Genomic DNA, 20,321 nt, shown 5'->3' with positions numbered 1-20,321 from the left:
TGCCGCACTTCGCCGCTCATTGCACAGCAGATAGCCGTTCCCCGGTCAACCCCTTGATCGGCCGGGAAATCCCCTGTTACCTCTCCCCCATGACCGGTTATTCCACGGACGCCACCGACTGGCGCATCCTCGACGTCCTCCAGCGCGAGGGCCGCGCCAGCTATGCCGAGCTGGCCCGGGCCGTCGCCATGTCCCCGAGCGCCGTCACCGAACGGGTCCGCCGGCTCGAGGAGGCGGGCGTGATCCAGGGGTACGCGGCCGTGGTGGACCCGGAGCGGCTCGGCCTGCCGATCCTCGCGTTCGTCCGCCTGCGCTATCCCAACGGCAATTACAAGCCGTTCCACGATCTGGTGGAGGTGACCCCGGAGATCCTGGAGGCGCACCACGTCACGGGCGACGACTGCTTCGTGATCAAGGTCGCGGCGCGCTCGATGAACCACCTGGAGGAGGTCGCCGGGCGGATCGGCGCCCTGGGGTCGGTGACCACGAGCGTCGTCTACTCGTCGCCGCTGCCGAGGCGCCCGCTGGGCCGCTGAGACGGCCCCCGCCTCAGACCCCGCCCCGCTGGCGCACGACCGACCCCGCACGCCCCTTCTCGACCTCCAGCTGCGCGTGCACCCGGCGCCGCAGGTCCGCGACGTGGCTGACGATGCCGACGCTGCGGTCCCGCTCGCGCAGCGAGTCCAGTACGTCGAGGACCTCGTCCAGGGTCTGGTCGTCGAGGCTGCCGAAGCCCTCGTCGATGAAGAGCGTGTCGAGGCGTACGCCGCCGGCCTCGTCGGTGACGACGTCGGCGAGGCCGAGCGCGAGGGCGAGCGAGGCGAAGAACGTCTCGCCGCCCGACAGCGTCGACGTGTCGCGCTCGCGGCCCGTCCACGCGTCGACCACGTGCAGTCCGAGGCCGGATCGGCCGCGGCCGGTGCGGTCGTCGGAGTGGACCAGGGTGTAGCGGCCCGACGACATGCGCTGCAGCCGTGCGGTCGCGGCGGCCGCGACCTGTTCGAGGCGGGCGGCGAGGACGTACGACTCCAGACGCATCTTGCGTTCGTTGTCCGCCGAGGTGCCCGCGGCGAGTCCGGCGAGCCGCGCCACACGGTCGTACTCGGCACGCAGCGGGGCGATCCCGCGGGCGCCCGCGGCCGACCTGGCGGAGAGCCGGTCGAGTTCGGCGCGGCGCCGGTCCGCCGCGTCGAGCGCCGACGCGGCGGCGCGGGCCCGCGCGTCGGCCCGTTCGGCCGTGTCACGGGCGGCCGGCAGGTTGGCTGGCGGCTGCTGTGCGGCGGCGGCCGCGTCCGGTTCGGCGAGCAGGGAACGTACCGCCGCCTCCTCGTTCTGCCACGCGTCGATGCGGTGCTGCAGCGCGCGGTGCCGCTCGTCGTCCAGGAGTGCGCCGGCGGCGTCCCCCGGCGTGTCGAACCCCGCGCGGAAGGCGGCGTCGGCGAGTCGCGCGTCGGCGTCCTTGAGCCGCTGGGCGGTGTCGTCGGCGGTGCGGGCCGCCTCCGAGGCCTCGGTCAGGAGCGCCGTCTGCCGCTCCAGCTGCGCGGCACGGGCGGCGACACTGCCGCTGGCGCCCCGCGCCCGGGTCAACTCGGCCTCCAGGGCTTCCTGTTCACGGTCGAGCGCCTCGCGTCGCGTGGCGCGGGAGGAGGCCCTGAGTGCGGCCTCATGCCGCGCGGCGACCCTGCGGTCGTGCTCGCGCTCGGCCTTGTCGAGGGCTTCCCGGGCGGCGCGCAGACCGGAGGCGCAGTCGCGTACTTCGGCGTGTTCGGCTCGCAGCCTCTCGACAAATGCGGCGATTTCCTCGACGGAGGGGCCCTGCGGGGATTCGGGAAGGGCACGCGAACCGTCCGGCGCGGTCCCCGCACCCGATGCCGCGGCGCCCTCGGCGGCAAGGGCCTCCCGGATCTCGCCGAGGCGCCCATCGGCCTTCGTGCTCAGCTCGCCCGCCTGCCGGTAGGCGGCGAGGGCGGCCTCCTCGGTGGCGCGGTCGACGTGCCCTGCGGACTTGGGTGCGGGCGCCGGGTGTTCGGCCGATCCGCACACCGCGCACGGGGCGCCGTCGGTGAGCCCCGCGGCCAGCTCGGCGGCGATGCCGCCCAGGCGCTGCTCCTTGAGGGTGAGCCAGTGTTCGTGTGCGTCGGTGGCGCGCTCCCGTGCGGCGAGGGCGCTCTCGTGTGCGCGGGCCGCTTCCCCGGCGAGCCGGTCGCGGCGGCGCGCCGCCTCCAACCGGCCCTGGGCGGGCTCCAGTTGGCCCGCGAGGTGTTCCGCGCGCGTGGCCGCTTCCTGGGCGGACTCGATGCGCCCCTGGAGTCCGGCGCGACTGGCCTCCCAGCCGTCGAGCCAGCCCGCGGCCTCCCGCAGCAGTTCGTCGTCGGCGCGCTCCTCGCGCTCCAACGCGACACGCTCCGTGCCGAGTTCGGCGAGGCGGCGTTCGGCGCGCCGGGCCGATTCGAGGCCGCCGAGCTCTTCGGCCGCCTTGCGTGCGGCGCCGGCGAGTCCCACGGCCCCGGCGTCCGCGAACGTGGCGGGCAGCTGGCCCCGCGCGCGGGCCTCCTCGGCGGTGGCGCGCCGGTGTTCCTCCTCGGTGGCCCGGCGCAGGCCGAGCGCCGGGGCGACCGTCTCGGCCTTGCGGGACCGCTCCATGCGGTCTTTGTTCCGCCGATGATCGTCCGCGTGTTCCGCAAGCCGCCCGGCTCGCTCCTGGGCCTGGGCGAACCGCCCTTGCAGCCGGTCGAGTTCGCGTACGTCGTCGAACCGGCGCGCCGCGGCGGCCTGCCCGGACTCGGCGGCCGTGAGCGCGCACCGTGCGATCGCGCACCGTTCACGGGCGCTCGTGCGGGCCACGGCGGCCCACGTCAGCACGGCATCGGCGAGCCCCGGGTCGCCGGGCGACAGGTCGGGCAACGGCAGCTCGGCGGCGTCGCTGCCCGCCGCCTGCTGCATCCGGTGCGCGTCGGCGAGCAGCTCCGCGTCGCCCTCGCGCACCGCACCCTCGGCCTCACGCCGCTGCTCGGCCAGGCGCTGCTCGACCGCGGCGAACCTGCGGGTGTCGAAGAGCCGCCCCAGGAGTCTGCCGCGGGCCTCGGCGTCGGCCCGCAGGAAGCGCGCGAAGTCGCCCTGGGGCAACAGCACGACCTGGCAGAACTGCTCCTTGCTCATGCCGAGGAGCTGGCTGATCTCCTCGCCGATCTCCTGGTGGGAGCGGCTGAGGTCCTTCCATCCGCCCTCGTGCCCGGCGTCCGCGGCCGCGTACTCGCGCAGCCGGCTCTGCGCCTTCTCCATGGTCGTACCGGTGCCGCGCTTCTTCGGGCGCTCCCAGGGCGGCTGCCGGGTGACCTCCAACCGGCGTCCTGCCACAGTGAGTTCGAGGCACACCTCCGTGCGCGCGCCGGCCTGTGCGTGGTCGCTGCGCAGGGTCACGCCCTGGCCGCCGCCCTGCCGGGGTCCCGGCACCGAGCCGTACAGGCCGTAGCAGACGGCGTCCAGGACGGAGGTCTTCCCGGCGCCGGTCGGGCCGTGCAGCAGGAAGAGCCCGGCGGCGGAGAGCTCGTCGAAGTCGATGTCCTGGGTGGTGCCGAAGGGGCCGAAGGCGGTGATCCGGAGCCGGTGCAGCCTCATCGGGCGACCTCCCGCAGGGTGTCCTCGGTGCGGACGGTGTCGAACGCCGCCTCCAGGACCGCCCGTTCGCGCACATCGGGCCCGGCGCCGCGCACATGGGTCACGAAGTCCTCCGCGATCTCCTGATCGCTGCGGCCCTTGAGGCGCTGTGCGTACGAGATGTCCGGGTCCTCCGGGGACCGTTCCGGGTCGAAGACGAGACTGAGCGTGTGCGGGAAGCGCTCGCAGAGGCGGGCCATGGGGTCGTCGGGCCGCACCGGGTCGGTGAGTGTCGCCTCGAGCCAGGATTCCTCGTGGCGGGCGAGGTCCGGGTCGGCGAGCAGCACGTCGAGCCGTCCCCGGACGCGGGCGAGCGGCCGTGGCACCGGGCAGTCGATCCGCTCGGCGTCGATCTCCCCCGCGGCCCCCAGGTCGATGAGCCACATGGTCTTGCGGTGGGCGGACTCGGAGAACGAGTACGGCAGTGGGGAGCCCGAGTAGCGCACCCGCTCGCTGATCGCCTGGCTGCCGTGCAGGTGGCCGAGGGCCACATAGTCGACGCCGTCGAAGACGCCCGACGGCACGGCGGCGACCCCGCCGACGGTGATGTCCCGCTCGCTGTCGCTTGCCTCGCCGCCGGTGACGAAGGCATGGGCGAGGACGACGGAACGGGTGCCCGGCGCGCGGGTGGCCAGGTCGGCACGCACCCGGTCCATGGCGGCGCCGATGACCGCCTCGTGCCCGGCGCGCACCACCCCGAACTCGTCCTTGACCAGGGCCGGTTCAAGGTAGGGAAGGCCGTAGAACGCCACGTCCCCGTGGGCGTCGGCCAGGACGACCGGTTCACCGCAGGCGGCGGGCGCGGTCCGCAGATGGATGCCGGCACGGCCGATGAGACCGGCGCCGACACCGAGGCGGCGCGCCGAGTCGTGGTTCCCGGAGATCATCACGGTCGGCACGCCCAGGTCGGCGAGCCGGTGCAGCGCATCGTCGAACAGCTCGACGGCGGCGAGCGGCGGCACCGCCCTGTCGTACACGTCCCCGGACACGACCACGACGTCCACGTCGCGCTCACGCACCGTGGCGACGAGGTGGCCGATGAAGTCGGCCTGGGCCCCGAGCATGTTCACCCGGTGGAACGCCCGGCCCAGATGCCAGTCGGACGTGTGCAGAACTCTCAAGACGCCGCTCCGGCCCGCAATGCTTTTCCCCTCCTACGCCGCCGGAGCCAGCACCGGCACAGGACGGGCCTCGCCGACAGCACCCACCACGCTAGCGCCTGATCGCACCCCTCCGATCACGAACCTCCATCCGTCACCGGTGCCGACTGTGCCGACTCCGGTTGCGGGGCGTCGGACTCGGGCGGCTGCACGGGTTCCGAGGAGGGCGGCGACACATCGGACGAGGGCGGGGTGACCGGCGGGGACGACGGGGCCGATGTCGACGGGCACGGACTGGCCGAGCCGTCGGGCGAGGGAGCCCCGGTGCCGTCGGCGGGCGCCGAGACGCAGGGCTTGGGGCTCCCGGACTCGGACGGCGACAGCGACACGGACGCGGTCGGCGTCGGCTTGGTCGTCGGCGGCGTGGTCTTCTCGTCGCCTGCGCCCGTGTCGCCCTTGTCACGCTCGAACCATTCGCCGCTGTGCGGGTCGAAGATGATGAAGACGTTCACCACCTGGACGGCGGGCGCCACGACCACGACGTTCGAGGACCGGTAGCCGGGCCACGTGTCGCCCGTCTGCTTCGGGGACTTCTGGGCGACCGGCGGCGTCAGCGGATTGCCGCAGGCGCAGCGCACCCGCGGTACGCCGCGGTCGTCGACGAGCACGGCGGTGCCGGCCTGCAGGACTGCCTGGTAGGCGGTCGGGGCGCCGTCGCGGTAGCCGTGGTTGGTCACGCGGGTGTCGACGCGCAGCTGTACGGGGGTGAGCGAGCGCAGGTAGGCGGGCACGGCGGACGGTTCGATGTCGAGGACCGAGGCGAACGCCTTGTTCTTCGCCGCGTCCTTCTGGAGTACGGAGACCTGCTTCTCCACGTCGCAGCTGCTGACCTTGCGCGTGCCTCCGTAGAGACCGGGTGCCGATCCGTCGACGCCGCGCGTCACGTTGGCGGACGCCGACGAGCTCGGCAGCGCGGTCGGGGACGGCGGCGTGTCGTCGTCACGGGCCGTCGACTCGGTGAAGGGATCAGGACCCGACTTGGACGCGGGCTGGAGGAGCACCTCGCCCGCGGTGTCCGACGTGCCGTCGGGGCGCGTGAGGACGACGGTCAGGACCACCGCGGCCACGATCGCGGCGGCGATGATCGCCACGCGCGGCGCCGACTTCCACCAGGGGCGCTCGGGCTTCTCTCCGGGACCCTCGCCCGGACCGGTGGCTCCCCCGTCCGGCCCACCGGGGCCGGAAGGACCGCCCGATCCGCCGCCCGATCCCCCGCCGCCGGGCGGAGAACCAGGAGGGCCCGTCGGCCGGTCGGCCGACGGCGTGGTCGCTCCGGGCTGGGTGGCGCCCGGCTGCGAGGGGCCCGAGAGCGGGCCGGACGGGGGCCCGGTGGGGCTGCCGGACGACGGCGGTTCGACGCTCACGATTTCTTCCCTGCGTAGGGGATCTGCGGGGCCTACAGAGAGTGCGCAGATACTCACACCCATTTGACCGTTACGCGCCCATTGTGTGCTCCGGTTTACGGCGGCCCGCAAGCTGACGCGGTCGGCCCCTCCCGAGGGGCGGGCCGACGAAGCGCTGCTTAGCGTGACAACGTGAGCGACCAGAAACCGCCCAGGCGGGCCCCCCACGGATGGCTGCACGCTCTTGTGGCCGTGCTCGCCGCGCTGCTGGTCATGGCCGTCGTCGCCGCGCTCGGCCTGTGGGCCGCGGGCGCCGCCGATCTGCCGGGTGGCGCGTTCCCGAGCGTCGTCGCCGCCGTGGTCGTGATGGCGGTGGGCGGCTCGGTCAAGCTGTCCGGGGACGCCGGTGCGATCGCCGAGACGAACGCGGACCTCTCCGTGCTCCCCCTCTCGGTCGGCCTCGCCGGGGCGCTGGTGATCGCCGCCGGATTCCTCAGGCCGCTGCGGCACCGGGCGGTCGCGGGTGCGAGCGAGCTGGCCGGCTGGGCCGGGCGGATCGCGGCGCTGTGGGTGCTGCTCCTGATCGGCCTCGGCCTCACGGCCGGCCACGAGTTCGCCGTCGCGCTCCCCGAAGGGCAGGTCTCCGACATCGGCGAGCTGCTCGACGCCTCGCCCAAGGTCGGCTTCGAGACGGAAGTGCCCCTCACCCTCGTCTTCGGTCTTCTGTGGCTGGCGGGTGTCCTCGCCGTGGCCCTGCTTGTCTCACGCGGGGCGCCGCTCCCCGCCCGGCTGTTGCGGTTCCAGGAGTCGGTGCGGCCCGCGGCCTTCGCGATGGTGGTGCTGCTGCTCTCGTACGTCGCCCTGGGGCTGGTCATCGGCCTGGTCGTGGCGGCGACAAAGGGGCATGCCGCCGAAACGCTCGCGGTGCTCCTGCTCGGCCTGCCCAATCTCGTCTGGCTCGCCTTCACGCTCGGGCTCGGCGCGTCCTGGGAAGGCCGCGTGGAGGGACCGTTCGGGCTGCCCATGCCGCAGGTCCTCGACGATGTCCTGCGTACGCCGGAGAACTCGACGCTCAATCTGAGCACGCTGGCCGAGTACGACGGCCGGGTGTGGTGGCTGCTGGCCGTCGCCGCGGTCCTGGTGCTGTCGGCCGCGTTCCTGATGGCGGCGCGCTCGCCCGCGCGGATGCGGGCCTGGCAGCACGCCGTGCACATGGCGGTGGCACTGATGCTGACGGTGCTCACGGTCTGTCTGCTGGCCCGCGTCTCGGCGCACTACGGCCTCTCGCTCCTGGGCATCGGAGATCTCGGCGGCGGCCTCTCGGGCGTGGTCCTGCTGAACCCCAAGCTGTGGACCGCCCTGGGCCTGGCCCTGGCGTGGGGCCTGGTCACGGGCTTCATCGGGAGCTTGCTGGCACGGCGGGTGCAGAGGCATGGCGAGGTGGAGACGAATCCGGAGAACGGCTGACGGGGGCGCCCCGAAGGGGCGCGGGGCTGTGACATGTGCGGCTCCGCCGCGTGGGCGCGACCAGCCACGACGCACCTGCAGATACACACGGGCACCCCCACGAAACCTTCAGCCGGAAAGCCGCCGAAACACCGCCCGCGCCCAACGGGGCGGCTCCGGCGGCGCTCCCGGGTCCGCCGGGGCCCCCTCGACCGGGACGTCAACCCGTGTCGGCGGGTGCCCGGCACCCCCGCCGGCCGCCGCACGCAAGGCGGCAACAAACTCCAGACAGGACCCGTACCGATCCTCGGGACTCTTCGCCAGCGCCTTCGCCAAGACCTCGTCAAGGCCCCCGGCCAGATCCGGCCGAAGCTCGCTCAGACGGGGCGGCTGGTCGTACTGATGCGCCCACAGCAGGGCCATGTCGTCGTCGCGCTGGAACGGCGGGCCGCCGGCCATGGTCTCGTGCACGACGCAGGCGAGGCTGTAGACATCGCACCGGCCGTCCACCGGACGCCCCGAGATCTGCTCCGGGGCGACATAGTCGAGGGTCCCGACGAACTGGCCCACAGTGGTGAACCCGGTCAGCGAGAGCGACTTCTTCGTCAGCCCGAAGTCCGTCAGATAGACATGCTCCGGATGGTCGCTGTCCGTCCCCTTGGCGACGAGGATGTTGCCGGGTTTGACGTCGCGGTGGACCAGGCCGTGGTCGTGGGCCGCGTCGAGCGCGGAGGCGACCTGCACGGCGATGCGCAGCGCGGCCCCGACGGGGAGCGGCCCCGATTTGTCGAGCAGGTGACGCAGGTCGAGCCCGGGAACGTACCGCATGGCGATGTAGAGCACCCCGTCGGTCTCGCCCGCCTCGAAGACCGGCACGATGTGCGGGTGCTCGATGGACGCGGCCACGCGTGACTCGTGGGTGAAGCGCTTCCGGAAGGTGTCGTTGCGGGCGAGTTCGGGCGCGAGCAGCTTGAGGGCGACGATGCGGTCGAGGCGCAGGTCCTTGGCCCGGTAGACGACGGCCATGCCACCGCGGCCGACCTCGCCCTCGATGCGGTAGCCGGCGATCTGCTTGCCGATCAGCTCCGACGGCCGCCCGGAGTGCACGCTCCGGCTCGTCTCACGCGGTGCGGCTCCCATCAGGCGTCACCGGGCCGGGACGGCGGCGCGGGATCGACGGTCACGGGCGGGACCAAAAGAGTGGGTTCTTCGCCGTCCGGAACGGCTTCGACGACCCGCGTCGGCTCCGGGGCGTCCGCCGCGCCGCGATGAGCACTCGGCCCGGACGGCGGCGCGGAATCGCCGGTCACCGGCGAAGCCATGCGGGTGGGTTCTTCGCCGTACGGAGCGTGATCGTGCGGGGCATCGCCGTACGGAGCTTCCCCCTGCGGGGCGTGCGCCGGACCGGCTTCCGGGACGGCCTCGACCACCTGGGTCGGCTCCGGACCCACCGCGGCACCGTTCGCGGGCCGCCCTTCCACCACGGCGCCGTTCCCGGGCCGCCCGTCCACCACGGCACCGTTCGCGGGCGGGCTGCCGACCGCGCCACCGCGGGCACTCGGCCCAGCCGGCGCACCGCCCCTGGCGCTCGGTCCGCCCTCCGCGCCGCCCCGGACGCCCGGCCCAGCCGCCCCACCACCGCGGACATTCGCTCCGCCCTCCCCACCACCACCGACACGCGGCCCACCCTCCCCGCCACCATGGACACTCGGCCCGCCCTCCGCGGCGAACGTGCTCAGGCGGGTGCCGTCGCAGTACACCCACCGCTCGTGCTCGGCGTCGTACAGCCAGACCGATTCGCCGTCCACGACCATGCCCACGCGCAAGCCGTGGGTCCTGGCCCGGAAGGTCTCGCCGTCGCCGGCGCCGCTCGCGAGCTCCTCCGCCGCGCGTCGGTAGCGGCCCAGCGCGTCCTCCGCCCGTGCAAGGAGCGGGCGCGGGTCCGCCGTGCGGGTCAGGGCGTGGCCCGCGGCGGGCGGGGAGCTGGGGACGGAGACGAGGAGCCTGCCGTCGACCCAGGCCGACCAGCCGTTGGCGCAGACGATCTGCCCCCAGTCGCCGAGCCGGTCGACCAGTTGGACGGGCAGCAGCGCGTCCAGCGGGGTCGTGGGCCGGTTCACGTCCGGTGTCTCCCAGGCGGGAAGACCGTCCTGGGGGACGACGTGGGTGGGGCGGAAGTCCACGGGGGTGGTCATCGGATGTACTCCTCCTACTTCCGCATGACGGCGGGTTCGTGCCGGCGCAGCAGCCTGGCGACCACGAAGCCGAAGACGACGGAGAGGACCACCAGCATCCCCATGTTGATCAGCCACATGCTCGTGGAGTGCCGGAACAGCGGATCGGTCGTCAGGTCACCCGGCACGATCCTGCCGAGGCCGATCGTGCCCGCCATCGCGCCGAGCGCCCAGCGCGACGGCACGAGCCACGCGAGCTGCTCGACCCCGGGCACGCCGTGCAGCTTCAGGAGGGCCCCGCAGAACACGACTTGGACGATGGCGAGGAGCACGAGCAGCGGCATCGTCACCTCCTCCTTGCGCACCAGCGCCGAGACGAGGAGTCCGAGCATCATGGCCGTGAACGACAACAGGGCGACGGCCAGGGTGATCTCGACAAGGGGTGGCATCAACACGCCTTCGCCGCCGGGTGCGTTGAGGTCGACGCCGAGCAGGGCGACCAGGGTCAGCACGACGGCCTGCAGCACGGTGATCGTGCCGAGCACGACGACCTTCGACATCAGGTACGCCGATCTGGAGAGCCCGACGGCCCGTTCGCGCCGGTAGATGACGCGCTCCTTGACCAGTTCCCGTACGGCGTTGGCCGCGCCGGTCAGGACTCCGCCGACGCAGAGGATGAGCAGCGCGTTCATCGCCGTTTCCTGGGTCAGCTTGCCGCCGGCGAGCGCGCGGGCCATCGCACCCATCACGAACGGCAGCGCGATCATGATCGCGAGGAACGTGCGGTCGGCGCCCAGCGCGGCCGCGTAGCGCCGCACCAGCGTACGCAGTTGAGAACCCCAGCTCTGCGCCTTCGGCGGCGCCGCGAAGGAGACACCCGGGGCCTCGCCGCCCCGTGCCTGCTCCTGATACGGCTGCGCGGAGGAGTTGACGATGTACTGCTGATGGAACGGCGAACTGCGGTAGTCCCCGGCCCAGTCCCGTTCGTGATCCCCCTCGAAGGCCTCGAAGGCCTCGGGCCACTCCTCGTAGCCGAAGAACGGCAGCGAGTCGCGGGGCGGCCCGTAGTAGGCGATACGGCCGCCCGCGGCGAGCACGAGGAGCCGGTCGCACACGTCGAGGCTGAGCACGCTGTGCGTGACGACGATGACGGTACGGCCGTCGTCGGCGAGGCCGCGCAGCATGTGCATGACCGAGCGGTCCATGCCGGGGTCGAGTCCCGACGTCGGCTCGTCGAGGAAGAGCAGCGACGGTTTGGTGAGGAGTTCGAGCGCGACGCTCACCCGCTTGCGCTGTCCGCCGGAGAGGCTGTGGATGGGCTGGTCGACGCGCTCCTCAAGGCCCAGTTCACCGATGACCTCGTCGACCCTGGCCCGGCGTTCCGCCTTCTCGGTGTCCTGCGGGAAGCGCAGTTCGGCCGCGTAGCCGAGGGCACGGCGCACGGTGAGCTGAGAGTGCAGGATGTCGTCCTGCGGCACGAGACCGATGCGCCTGCGCAGCTCGGCGAAGTCGCGGTAGAGGTCACGGCCGTCGTAGAGGACGGTGCCCTCGTCGGCGGGGCGCAGGCCGGTGAGGGCGTTGAGCAGGGTGGACTTGCCCGCGCCGCTCGGGCCGACGACGCCGAGCAGGCACTTCTCGCCGACGGGGAACGAGATCTTGTCGAGCAGCCGCTTGCGGCCCTTGTCGACGACGACCGTCAGCTCCTGCACGTCGAGCGAGACCTCACCGGTGTCGACGAACTCCTGCAGTTCGTCGCCCATGAGGCAGTACGCGCTGTGGCCCACGCCGATGATGTCGCCCTGGACAACCGAAGCGCGGGCGACCGGCTGGCCGTTGAGGTAGGTGCCGTTGTGGCTGCCGAGGTCGACGATCTCGTACGTGCCGTCCGGCAGGACCCGCAGTTCCGCGTGCCGGCGCGAGACGATCAGGTCGTCGATGACCAGGTCGTTGTCGTGGGCGCGGCCGATGCGGACGGTGCGGGCGGGCAGCGGGCGCACGGTGGTCGGCTGCCGGAAGGTGCCGGTGGCCGACGGCGTACGGACGGCGGAGGGACGCTCGGGGGCCGCGGGAGCGGCGGGGGCGGGCGGCTCGCGGCCGACGAGGACCGCGCGCGGCCCGTCGGCGAGATTGCCGAAGCGGATGACGCTGCCGGGGCCGACGCCCCACTCGTGGATGCGATGCCCGTCGGCGTACGTGCCGTTCGTGCTGTGCTCGTCCTCGATCGTCCAGTGGTCGCGCTCGGCGTGCAGGACCGCGTGGTGCCACGAGACGCGGGCGTCGTCGATGAAGATGTCGCTCAGCGGGTCGCGGCCCACGTGATAGTCCCGGCTCGGACTCATCACCGTGGAGCCGGTGTCGGTCTCTAGGACGAGTTCGGGCGCAGTCGGGGTGACGGACCGCTCTCCCATGCCCCGAATTCTACCTATTCGGGCATGTTCACGCCTGTGCGCGACCTGGAAACCGGGCCAGCTGCGGCCGTCCGCGACCCTCAGGCGTCGCCGTACGCCTCGCCCCCGAGCTCGAACGAAGCGCTGCCCGCGGTCGCGTCCGCGAGCCAGGCCCGGAAGGTCTCGACGTCGGATTCGGGGAGCCCGATCTCGATGGCCACCGCGTCGCCGTAGCGCACATCGCGCACGTCGCGTCCCGCCGACCGCAGATCGTTCTGGATCTTGCCCGCGCGCTGGTGGTCGACGGTGACGGTGGCGAGCCGGAAGCGTCTGCGGGTCAGCGTGCCGACCGCGTCCAAGGCCTCGCCCACCGCTCCGCCGTAGGCCCTGATCAGACCGCCGGCGCCGAGCTTGACCCCGCCGTAGTAGCGGGTCACGACCGCGACCACGTAGCGCATGTCACGGCGCAGCAGCATCTGCAGCATCGGCACACCCGCCGTGCCGCCGGGCTCCCCGTCGTCGCTGGCCTTCTGCACCCCGGCGTCGGCCCCGATGACGTACGCGAAGCAGTTGTGGGACGCCGACGGGTGCTCCTTGCGGATCCGCGCGACGAAGGCCTGCGCCTGGGCCTCGGTGGCCGCCGGCGCGAGCGCGCACAGGAAGCGCGAGTGGTTGATCTCGGTCTCGTGCACGGCCTCGCGGGCCACTGTGCGGTACTCGTCCTGCATCGTGCCAGGGTAGGCGCTCACCCCGGACGGGCCGACCGCGGATGCCGTGGCCGTCCGCCCCGGGACCCGCGCCCCCCGTTCGGGCCGCGACCCCGGTACGGTGATCCGTTGTGACGTCATCTACCCAGAGCGTGCCCCAAGTCCCGGGCGATATCGACGTGTTGGAGTCGCTGCTCGCGGCGGCGCCGGTCACCGTCGTGGAGACCCGCGAAGACCCCGCGGATCCGTTCCTCTTCCCCGAGGAGGCGGACGCCGTGGCGAAGGCCGTGGAGAAGCGGCGCCGCGAGTTCGCCACGGTCCGGCAGTGCGCCCGCACGGCGCTCGCCGGCCTCGGGGTGCCGCCCGTGCCGATCCTGCCGGGACCCAAGGGTGCGCCCGGCTGGCCCGACGGCATCGTCGGCAGCATGACGCACTGCGCGGGCTACCGCGCCGCCGTGGTGGCCCGCGCCGCGCAGGTCACATCGGTCGGCATCGACGCGGAGCCCGCCGCCCCGCTCCCCGACCCCGATGTGCTGGGGCTGGTCACCGACGAGACGGAGCGCGCGGTCCTTGCGGGTCTCGGCGCGCGGCATCCGGACGTGCCCTGGGACCGGCTCGTGTTCAGCGCCAAGGAGTCCGTCTACAAGACGTGGTTCCCGCTCACCGGGCGCTGGCTCGGCTTCGAGGACGCCCGGGTGGAGCTCGCACCGGACGGCACGTTCACCGCGGCGCTCCTCGTGCCGGGGCCGACGGTCGCGGGCGAGGAGGTCACCGGCTTCTCCGGGCGCTGGCTGATACGCGACGGGATCGCCGTCACCGCCATCGTCCTGCCGGTCACTCCTCCCCCGCCCGGTACGTAGCCACTCAGGCCCGCGCCCGATGGGTCGCCGCCCCGGCCCCCGCCCGGTAGGTGGCCGTCCCCGCCAGCCAGGTGCCGAGCACCCGCACCTGCCGGATCGCCATCGGGTCGACGGTGCGCGGGTCCGCGGAGAGCAGGACCAGGTCCGCGGGCGCGCCGGGCTCCAGGGCGAGCCGGTCGTCGGCGCCCGCCTGGTGGGCGACGCCGCTGGTGGCCGCCGCGAGCGCCTGCTCGACGGTCAGCCGCTGGTGCGGGGTCCAGCCTTCCCGCGGCTCCCCCTCGAACGTCCGCCTGGTGACCGCGACTTGGATGCCCTCCAGGGGCTCGTGCGAACTCACGGGCCAGTCGCTGCCGAAGGACAGCCGCACGCCGTCGCGCGCCAACTGCCCCATCGGGTACTGCAGATCGGAGCGCTCGACGCCGATCCGGGGCAGCGAGAGCTCGGTCTGCAGCGGGTCGGGCTGCGCCCACAGGGGTTCGAAGTTGGCGATCACGCCGAGCGCGGCGAACCGCGGCAGATCGGCCGGGTCGACGACCTGGACGTGGGTGATCACGGGCCTGCGGTCCCAGGCGGGGTTGGCCCGGATCGCGGATTCCACCGCGTCGAGCGCGGCCCGTACACCCGCGTCCCCGATGGCGTGGATGTGCGTCTGGAAGCCGTCGGCGTCGAACTCCCGTACCGCTTCGGCGAGTTGCTTCGGCTCCCAGACGGGCATGCCGCAGCTGTGCGGCGCGTCCAGGTACGGGGTGAGCATGGCGGCCGTACCGCCCTCGACGACCCCGTCGCTGAAGAACTTGACCGTCCGCGCGGACAGCAGCGGGCCGCCTTCGGCCGCGACCCGCGCGCGTGCCGCGTCGAACGGCTTGCGCTGCTCCCGCCACCGGTCGGGGTCCGCGCGCTGGGCCAGGTCGGCGCGGAAGCCGAGCGCACCGCGACGGGCCGCGGCGAGATAGGCGTCCACCATGTCCGGTTCGACCCAGGCGTCCTGGACCCAGGTGATGCCCGCGCTCGCGTACGCGCTGCCCGCCCGGCGCAGTGCTTCGACCAGTTCGTCCTCGTGACGTGACGGCACCTGGTCGAGCACCAGGTCGCAGGCGTGCCACTCGCGCAGGGTGCCCAGCGGGGAGCCGTCGGGCCGCCGGACGATCCAGCCCAGGCGGGGGTCCGGGGTCGTGTCGCGCACCCCGGCCCTGCGCAGCGCCTCCGTGTTGCACCACACCGTGTGGTAGTCGTCGGCGCGCAGCACGACGGGCCGTTCGGACACGGCGGCGTCCAGCCAGCGGGCGTCGAACTCCCCGTCGGGGGCGAGCGCCGGATCGTAGGACGCGCCGACGATCCACTCCGCATCCGGGTGTTCGGCGGCCCACCGGCCGACCTCCGCGACGATCGCGTCAACCGACGTCAGGCCCTTGATCTGCGGCCCGAAGCTCTCCAGGCCGCCGAAGAGCGGGTGCGCGTGGCCGTCCCCGAAGGCGGGAAGCAGCAGCCCGTCCCCCAACTCGACGACCTCGTCGGCCACTTCGGCCAGCGCGCGGGCCTCGCCCCCGAGCGCGACGACACGGCCGTCGCGCACGGCGCGCCGTGGTGTCCCCGTAGGTCTCGCTCCCCGTGCGGACCGCCCCGAGGAAGACCCTCGTCGTCACTGCCTTCACCATGCGGTTGTTCTCCTCCATCACACGCTTGTCCTTGTCCTGCCCCGTCACACGTTCTCCGCGTCCACCGTGGTCAGGCGTTCGTACGCCCGCGGATCGCGCCGTCCGATGCGCAGCGCGAGCACCGCGCCCGCCACGAACAGCGCGGGCAGCGGCGCGATCAGCGCCACGTTGACGCCGCCCGAAGCCCCCGTGAGGAGATCGAGGTTGGCACACACGAGCACGATCAGTACGGCAAGTCCCGCGCACGCGACGAGCGGTGCGGCGATCACCCGCCAGGCGGGCATGCCCCTGCGGTCGCGGCGGAAGAAGCCGTACACGGCGAGCGCGGCGAGCGCCTGCAGCAGCATCACGCCGAGGATGCCGGAGCCGTTGCTCCACAGAAACGTGACCGTGTACGGATCGGCGCCGCTGACCATGGTCACGACGACCACGGCGAGCGCGAGGGCCGACTGGACCACGACCGCGGCGGCGGGTGCGCGCGTCTTCGTGGACACGGTGCCCAGGCGGCGCGGCAGCAGGCCTTCGCGGCCCAGGGCGTAGAAGTAGCGGGCGGCGCCGTTGTGGAAGGCGAGGGTTGCCGCGAAGGCGCTGGTGATGATCAGTACGTGCATGGAGTCGGCGGCCCAGGCTCCCGCGAACCGCTCGGTGGCCGTGAAGACCATGTCGGCGCCGCCCTCGCCGTCGGCGACCGCCTGGGCCCGGTCGGAGCCGTACGCGTTGATGATCATCCAGACGGTGAAGGTGTAGAAGAGCGCGAGGAACGCGACAGCGATGTAGGTGGCGCGCGGCACCGTGCGTTCCGGCTCCCGCGCTTCCTCCGCGTAGATCGCCGTCGCCTCGAATCCGACGAAGGCGCCGATGGCGAGCACGAACATGCCGCCCACGCCCGCTGCGCCCAGCTGTTCGGGCGAGAGCGTGCCGGGGTCGAGACCTCGCGGACCGCCGCCGTGCGCGAGCACCCCCGCCTCGAAGACCAGCAGCACGAGGACTTCGAGCACGAGGGCCACGCCGAGGACCTTGGCGCTCAGCGTCACCTTCAGATATCCGAGCACGCCGATGGCGACGAGCCCTCCCAACGCCCATATCCACCAGGCGACATGAACACCCGTCAGGTCCTCGAACCCCGACTCGGTGAACCAGCCGAAGGCGACGAGCAGTCCGGCCTCGATCGCGTTGTACGAGAAGAGCGCGACGTACGCCGAACCGGCTCCCGTGGGCCGGCCGAGCCCCCGGCCGATATAGGCGTAGAAGGCACCGGCGTTGCGCACGAAACGGCTCATCGCGGTGAAGCCGGCCGCGAAGACGATGAGCAGCAGCCCCGATGTCAGATAGCCGAGCGGCGCCGCCTCGCCGGCCATGGCGATCGCCAGCGGGGCCACGCCTGCCATCACGGTCAGCGGCGCGGCGGCGGCCACGACGAAGAAGACCAGGTCACCGGTGCCGACGGCGCCGCCGCTCAGTCCCTTGGGGGTGGGGTCGGGAGACGGTGGCGCCGTGGACTTGGGGGTGGGTGCGGTCACGCGCGTACTCCCGAGTTCAGGTTCCGGAGAGACGTAAACTAAAGCCTTTAGTTGGGGCTGGGCAGGACCGTACTCTGCACACGAGCCACTGTGAAGACCTCATCCGCAGACGGGAGTCACCAGACCATGAGCAGAGGGCGACCTCGCATACCGGTGCTCAGCGCGGAACTCATCGCGCGGGAGGCCCTTGCCCTGATCGACGCGGAGGGCGCCGACGCGTTCAGCCTGCCCCGGCTCGCCGCGCGGCTCGGCGTGAAGACCGCCTCGCTCTACAACCATCTGGACGGCCGCGCCGAGGTCATCGAGGGCGTACGCCGCCTGGTCGTCGAGGAGATGGACGTCTCCGCCTTCGACACGCTGCCCTGGCCCGACGCCCTTGCGGCCTGGGCGCGTTCCTACCGCGACGCGTTCGCGCGCCATCCGAACTCGATCGACCTGCTCGCCACGACGACCATCAGCTCACCGGCCACTCTGACGATGTACGAGGCGGTGGTCACCGCGCTTGCCCGCGGCGGCTGGCCGCAGGAGCGCCTCGTCGCGACGCTGACCAGCGTCGAGTCGTTCCTGCTCGGTTCGGCCCTGGACCTGGTCGCACCCCCGCTGATGATCGACCCGGCCGGGCACGCGCCCCGGGTCCCCGTCCTCGCCGCCGCGCTGGAGAGCGCCGTCGGCGGCAGCAAGGCCGGGCGGGCCGACGAGGCGTTCGCGTCGGGGCTCGACGCGCTGATCCGGGGGCTCGTGGCCCAACTCGCGGAGGTTCGCGGGGAGTAGGGGAGGTTCGCGGGGGGGGGCAGGGGTCAGCGGGCGCCGTCTGTCGGGGCGGCGAGGGTCTCCCAGAACATCGCCTCGTAGCGCTGGAGCAGCTTCCCGTGGCGCAGGGCCTGACCCGTCACCCCCGGGCCGCGGTCGAGGCCCTCCTGTACCGCCGCGAGGGCCTGCCGTTCGAGGTCGGGCGCGGGCTCGGCGAAGAAGGCGAAGAACGCGCACGCCTCGTCGCTGAAGCCGTAGTGGGCCGGCAGCGCCTGGGCGAGGGTGGCGCAATAGCCGCCCCAGGCGGCGAAGTTGGCGGTGAGGGCCAGGACCACGTCGACGGGTTCGCCGTTGAGGGCGAGCCAGGCGACGTACGCCGGATAGGCCTGACAGCCGGCCCGCGGCTCATAGGCCTCCGCTGCGGCCTTGTCCACGCCGCAGGCCGTGACGAGCGCGCCGAGCCGGTCGAAGGCGAGCGTCTCGCCTTCGGTGAGACCGCGGAAGAAGTCCGCGCACCCGGGTGCGCCCGAGGCGGCCGAGCGTGCGGCCAGATGCGCGAAGGAGCGGCGGTCGGCGGGGATCACGGAGCGCTGCTCCAGAGCGAGAGCGGTGATCACGGAGGGGTCGGCGGTGCCGTCGGCGAGCCTCGGCACGAGCGGGTTGGCCGACGGGTCCGGTGCGAGCTCCGCCCGTACGTCATCGAGCAGTTCCTGTGCTGTCCGCGTCATGGTCCGGCCTCCTGGGGGGTTCGGCGGAACTTCTCGGCACCTCTGTTAGTTTCTACATTGCTGTAGAAGTAAGCGAGGCGCCGGCCCCGGCAACACAACGGGCCGGGACCTCGGCACGTATGCCAACGTAAGACAACGTATGGAGTTCTCATGGCCCTGTGGGACCGCGTCAAGGAATCCGCATCGACGATGCAGACCCAGCTCATGGCGAAGAAGAACGACCTGAAGAGCGGCGCCTTCCGTGACTCCAGCATGGCGATGTGCGCCCTGGTCGCGGCCGCCGACGGTTCCATCGATCCGTCCGAGCGGCAGCGGGTGGCCCAGCTCATCGCCACCAACGAGGTACTGCAGAACTTCGCCGCGGACGATCTGCGGCGCCGCTTCGACGAGAACATCGCCAAGCTGACGGCCGACTTCGCGTTCGGCAAGGTCAGTGTGTTGCAGGAGGTGGCCAAGGCGAAGAAGAAGCCCGCCGAGGCCCGTGCCGTGATCCAGATCGGCATCGTCATCGGCGGCGCCGACGGCGACTTCGACAAGACCGAGCAGGCCATCGTGCGGGAGGCGTGCTTCGCGCTCGACCTGCCGCCGCACGAGTTCGACCTCTAGCGGGCCCGGCTGCCGGTCACAGTGGCGTGGCCGCCCGGAGGATCAGGACCATCGTGACGGCGGAGTTCGCCGATGACATCGCGGACACGACGGTCCCCGCGGCGGCGCACGAGAGCGCGAGCCCCACGCCGGTGAACCCGGTGACCCCCGTGAACATCGCGGGCCGGATCCGCGCGGTGGGCGCGGGCGCGAGGAGTGCGGCGACCCGGCGCGGCACGGGTCCCGGCGCGGCGAGCCCCGCGAGCGTCGGCGCCGGAGTCGCGCCCGCCCCGGATCCCGCCCCGGACGCCAGCGCCGCCTTGCCGATGGCGCGCGCGACAACTCTGCGGTCCCGCACGGCGCGGGCCGCGTCCTCGTCGGCCCACCGCTCCGTCGTGAAGGCCAGGGAGGTGCGCAGCGGGCGCAGGAACGGGTTGGCGCGCGCGGCGAGTTGGGCGGCCAGCAGGAAACGATGGTGCCGGGCGGCGAGGTGGGCCCGTTCATGGGCGAACAGGGCACGCCGCTCCGGCGGTTGAAGTCCGGCAAGAAGCCCCGTGCTGACCACGATCCGGCCGCGCCGCCCGCCCCGGAGTCCGCCGGGCAGGGCATAGGCGTACGGGACATCGTCGTTCAGTACGGCCACCGGCGAGTCCGGCAGCCCGCCAAGCGCCCGCAGACTCCGCCGCCGGACCCGGAAGTGACTCAGGAGCGCCCGCGAGCAGGCCACGCACACCACGATCAGCGCGGGAATCGCCACCCTGCCCGCGAACCCGTCGTAGGGCACGGCCGCCCGCACCTCGGGGTCCGACCAGCCGTCCGGCAGCGGGTTGCCCGGCAGTTGGGCGGTTCCCACGACCATCAGAAGGGCCAGGCACAGCGTGCTGCACACGGCCATCACCCCGGCGACGGCGCCGAGCAGCCGGGTCGCGGTGCGCGGATGCAGATGCTGCTCGGCAAGCCGCGCTATCGGCCACGCGCTCAAGGGCAACACCAACGGCAGAAATACAAAGACGCCCATCGCCGGTCAGCCCTCCACTCCACCCGAGCCCGCCCCGGCGGCGTCGGGGCCGCCCGGCCGGGCGGCATGGGCTGCATCCGGCTCTGCGGCGCGGGCTGCATCCGGGCCCGCAGCGTGGGCTGCATCCGGTCCTGCGGCGTGAGCTGCATCCGGGCCCGCAGCGTGGGCCGCATCCGGTCCTGCGGCGTGGACTGCATCCGGCTCTGCGGCGTGGGCCGCATCCAGGCCCGCGGCCTGGGCCGCATCCCGCCCTACGGCATGGACTGCATTCGGGCCCGCACCATCAGCCACATCCGCACCCGGGGCATGTTCCGCATCCGCCCCCGCGGCA

At 73.0% G+C, this 20,321-nt stretch carries 15 protein-coding genes and 1 pseudogene; 5 read left to right on the top strand and 11 right to left on the bottom strand.

Annotated features, from left to right (window positions below):
- Positions 1-89: 89 nt before the first annotated feature.
- Positions 90-536, top strand: coding sequence for an Lrp/AsnC family transcriptional regulator (locus OG453_RS19780; protein WP_135333921.1), 447 nt, complete (start codon positions 90-92; stop codon positions 534-536).
- 13 nt (positions 537-549) lie between these two features.
- Here the strand turns inward: OG453_RS19780 and OG453_RS19775 are convergent, their stop codons facing one another.
- The 3 genes from OG453_RS19775 to OG453_RS19765 all read right to left on the bottom strand — a co-directional run bounded on the left by OG453_RS19775 (position 550) and on the right by OG453_RS19765 (position 6,181).
- On the bottom strand, positions 550-3,618 hold the full coding sequence (locus OG453_RS19775; RefSeq protein ID WP_266869268.1) for an SMC family ATPase: 3,069 nt from the start codon (positions 3,616-3,618) through the stop codon (positions 550-552).
- The gene (locus OG453_RS19770) at positions 3,615-4,778 is read right to left on the bottom strand and encodes an exonuclease SbcCD subunit D (protein WP_266869267.1); all 1,164 of its coding nucleotides are present in this window, start codon (positions 4,776-4,778) and stop codon (positions 3,615-3,617) included. The genes OG453_RS19775 and OG453_RS19770 overlap by 4 nt, the downstream gene beginning before the upstream one ends.
- A 116-nt stretch (positions 4,779-4,894) precedes the next feature.
- Positions 4,895-6,181 carry a DUF6777 domain-containing protein gene (locus tag OG453_RS19765; protein ID WP_266869266.1) on the bottom strand — a complete coding sequence of 429 codons (1,287 nt, stop codon included), beginning with the start codon at positions 6,179-6,181 and terminating at the stop codon, positions 4,895-4,897.
- Positions 6,182-6,352: 171 nt separating this feature from the next.
- Here OG453_RS19765 and OG453_RS19760 point away from each other — a divergent pair, with 171 nt between their 5' ends.
- Positions 6,353-7,627, top strand: coding sequence for a streptophobe family protein (locus OG453_RS19760; RefSeq protein WP_323178642.1), 1,275 nt, complete (start codon positions 6,353-6,355; stop codon positions 7,625-7,627).
- A 108-nt stretch (positions 7,628-7,735) separates the two neighbouring features.
- Here OG453_RS19760 and OG453_RS19755 read toward each other — a convergent pair whose 3' ends face one another.
- The 4 genes and pseudogenes from OG453_RS19755 to OG453_RS19740 all read right to left on the bottom strand — a co-directional run bounded on the left by OG453_RS19755 (position 7,736) and on the right by OG453_RS19740 (position 12,895).
- Entirely contained in the window at positions 7,736-8,746 is a 1,011-nt protein-coding gene (locus tag OG453_RS19755; RefSeq protein WP_266869265.1) for a serine/threonine-protein kinase, read from the bottom strand.
- Between the two features lie 569 nt (positions 8,747-9,315).
- Positions 9,316-9,801: pseudogene (locus tag OG453_RS19750) on the bottom strand (hypothetical protein); the annotation flags it as partial.
- Between the two features lie 14 nt (positions 9,802-9,815).
- Positions 9,816-12,188 (bottom strand): FHA domain-containing protein, encoded by a 2,373-nt coding sequence (locus OG453_RS19745; RefSeq protein ID WP_266869263.1) that lies wholly within the window; start codon positions 12,186-12,188, stop codon positions 9,816-9,818.
- A gap of 80 nt (positions 12,189-12,268) precedes the next feature.
- Positions 12,269-12,895 (bottom strand): YigZ family protein, encoded by a 627-nt coding sequence (locus OG453_RS19740; protein ID WP_266869262.1) that lies wholly within the window; start codon positions 12,893-12,895, stop codon positions 12,269-12,271.
- A gap of 197 nt (positions 12,896-13,092) precedes the next feature.
- Between OG453_RS19740 and OG453_RS19735 the strand changes: the two genes are divergently transcribed.
- Positions 13,093-13,734, top strand: a complete 642-nt coding sequence (locus OG453_RS19735; RefSeq protein WP_266869938.1) for a 4'-phosphopantetheinyl transferase — start codon at positions 13,093-13,095, stop codon at positions 13,732-13,734.
- A 4-nt stretch (positions 13,735-13,738) separates the two neighbouring features.
- Here OG453_RS19735 and OG453_RS19730 read toward each other — a convergent pair whose 3' ends face one another.
- Positions 13,739-15,307: an amidohydrolase gene (locus tag OG453_RS19730; protein WP_266869261.1), complete on the bottom strand. Its 1,569-nt coding sequence runs from the start codon at positions 15,305-15,307 to the stop codon at positions 13,739-13,741.
- Between the two features lie 126 nt (positions 15,308-15,433).
- Positions 15,434-16,909 (bottom strand): APC family permease, encoded by a 1,476-nt coding sequence (locus tag OG453_RS19725; protein WP_266869260.1) that lies wholly within the window; start codon positions 16,907-16,909, stop codon positions 15,434-15,436.
- Between the two features lie 126 nt (positions 16,910-17,035).
- Between OG453_RS19725 and OG453_RS19720 the strand changes: the two genes are divergently transcribed.
- A complete protein-coding gene (locus OG453_RS19720) occupies positions 17,036-17,680 on the top strand; it encodes a TetR/AcrR family transcriptional regulator (RefSeq protein WP_266869259.1) in 645 nt (214 codons plus the stop codon).
- Positions 17,681-17,706: 26 nt separating this feature from the next.
- On the opposite strand, the gene OG453_RS19715 is transcribed toward OG453_RS19720, so the two are convergent.
- On the bottom strand, positions 17,707-18,387 hold the full coding sequence (locus OG453_RS19715; protein ID WP_266869258.1) for a transcriptional regulator: 681 nt from the start codon (positions 18,385-18,387) through the stop codon (positions 17,707-17,709).
- 150 nt (positions 18,388-18,537) lie between these two features.
- Between OG453_RS19715 and OG453_RS19710 the strand changes: the two genes are divergently transcribed.
- Positions 18,538-18,993 (top strand): tellurite resistance TerB family protein, encoded by a 456-nt coding sequence (locus OG453_RS19710; RefSeq protein WP_266869256.1) that lies wholly within the window; start codon positions 18,538-18,540, stop codon positions 18,991-18,993.
- Positions 18,994-19,009: 16 nt separating this feature from the next.
- Here the strand turns inward: OG453_RS19710 and OG453_RS19705 are convergent, their stop codons facing one another.
- Entirely contained in the window at positions 19,010-19,990 is a 981-nt protein-coding gene (locus OG453_RS19705; RefSeq protein WP_266869255.1) for a M56 family metallopeptidase, read from the bottom strand.
- Positions 19,991-20,321: the final 331 nt, after the last annotated feature.

It is taken from the genome of Streptomyces sp. NBC_01381 (genome assembly GCF_026340305.1).
GTDB lineage: Bacteria > Actinomycetota > Actinomycetes > Streptomycetales > Streptomycetaceae > Streptomyces.
The sequence above is the reverse complement of the archived record's forward strand: the minus strand, read 5'-3'. Positions and strand labels throughout refer to the sequence as shown.

What these genes read in the sequence shown, in the direction of transcription:
- OG453_RS19710 (WP_266869256.1), top strand. Translation starts at nt 18,538, where the DNA reads ATGGCCCTGTGGGACCGCGTCAAGGAATCCGCATCGACGATGCAGACC.
- OG453_RS19780 (WP_135333921.1), top strand. Translation starts at nt 90, where the DNA reads ATGACCGGTTATTCCACGGACGCCACCGACTGGCGCATCCTCGACGTC.
- OG453_RS19745 (WP_266869263.1), bottom strand. Translation starts at nt 12,188, where the DNA reads ATGGGAGAGCGGTCCGTCACCCCGACTGCGCCCGAACTCGTCCTAGAG.
- OG453_RS19740 (WP_266869262.1), bottom strand. Translation starts at nt 12,895, where the DNA reads ATGCAGGACGAGTACCGCACAGTGGCCCGCGAGGCCGTGCACGAGACC.
- OG453_RS19775 (WP_266869268.1), bottom strand. Translation starts at nt 3,618, where the DNA reads ATGAGGCTGCACCGGCTCCGGATCACCGCCTTCGGCCCCTTCGGCACC.
- OG453_RS19720 (WP_266869259.1), top strand. Translation starts at nt 17,036, where the DNA reads ATGAGCAGAGGGCGACCTCGCATACCGGTGCTCAGCGCGGAACTCATC.
- OG453_RS19705 (WP_266869255.1), bottom strand. Translation starts at nt 19,990, where the DNA reads ATGGGCGTCTTTGTATTTCTGCCGTTGGTGTTGCCCTTGAGCGCGTGG.
- OG453_RS19755 (WP_266869265.1), bottom strand. Translation starts at nt 8,746, where the DNA reads ATGGGAGCCGCACCGCGTGAGACGAGCCGGAGCGTGCACTCCGGGCGG.
- OG453_RS19715 (WP_266869258.1), bottom strand. Translation starts at nt 18,387, where the DNA reads ATGACGCGGACAGCACAGGAACTGCTCGATGACGTACGGGCGGAGCTC.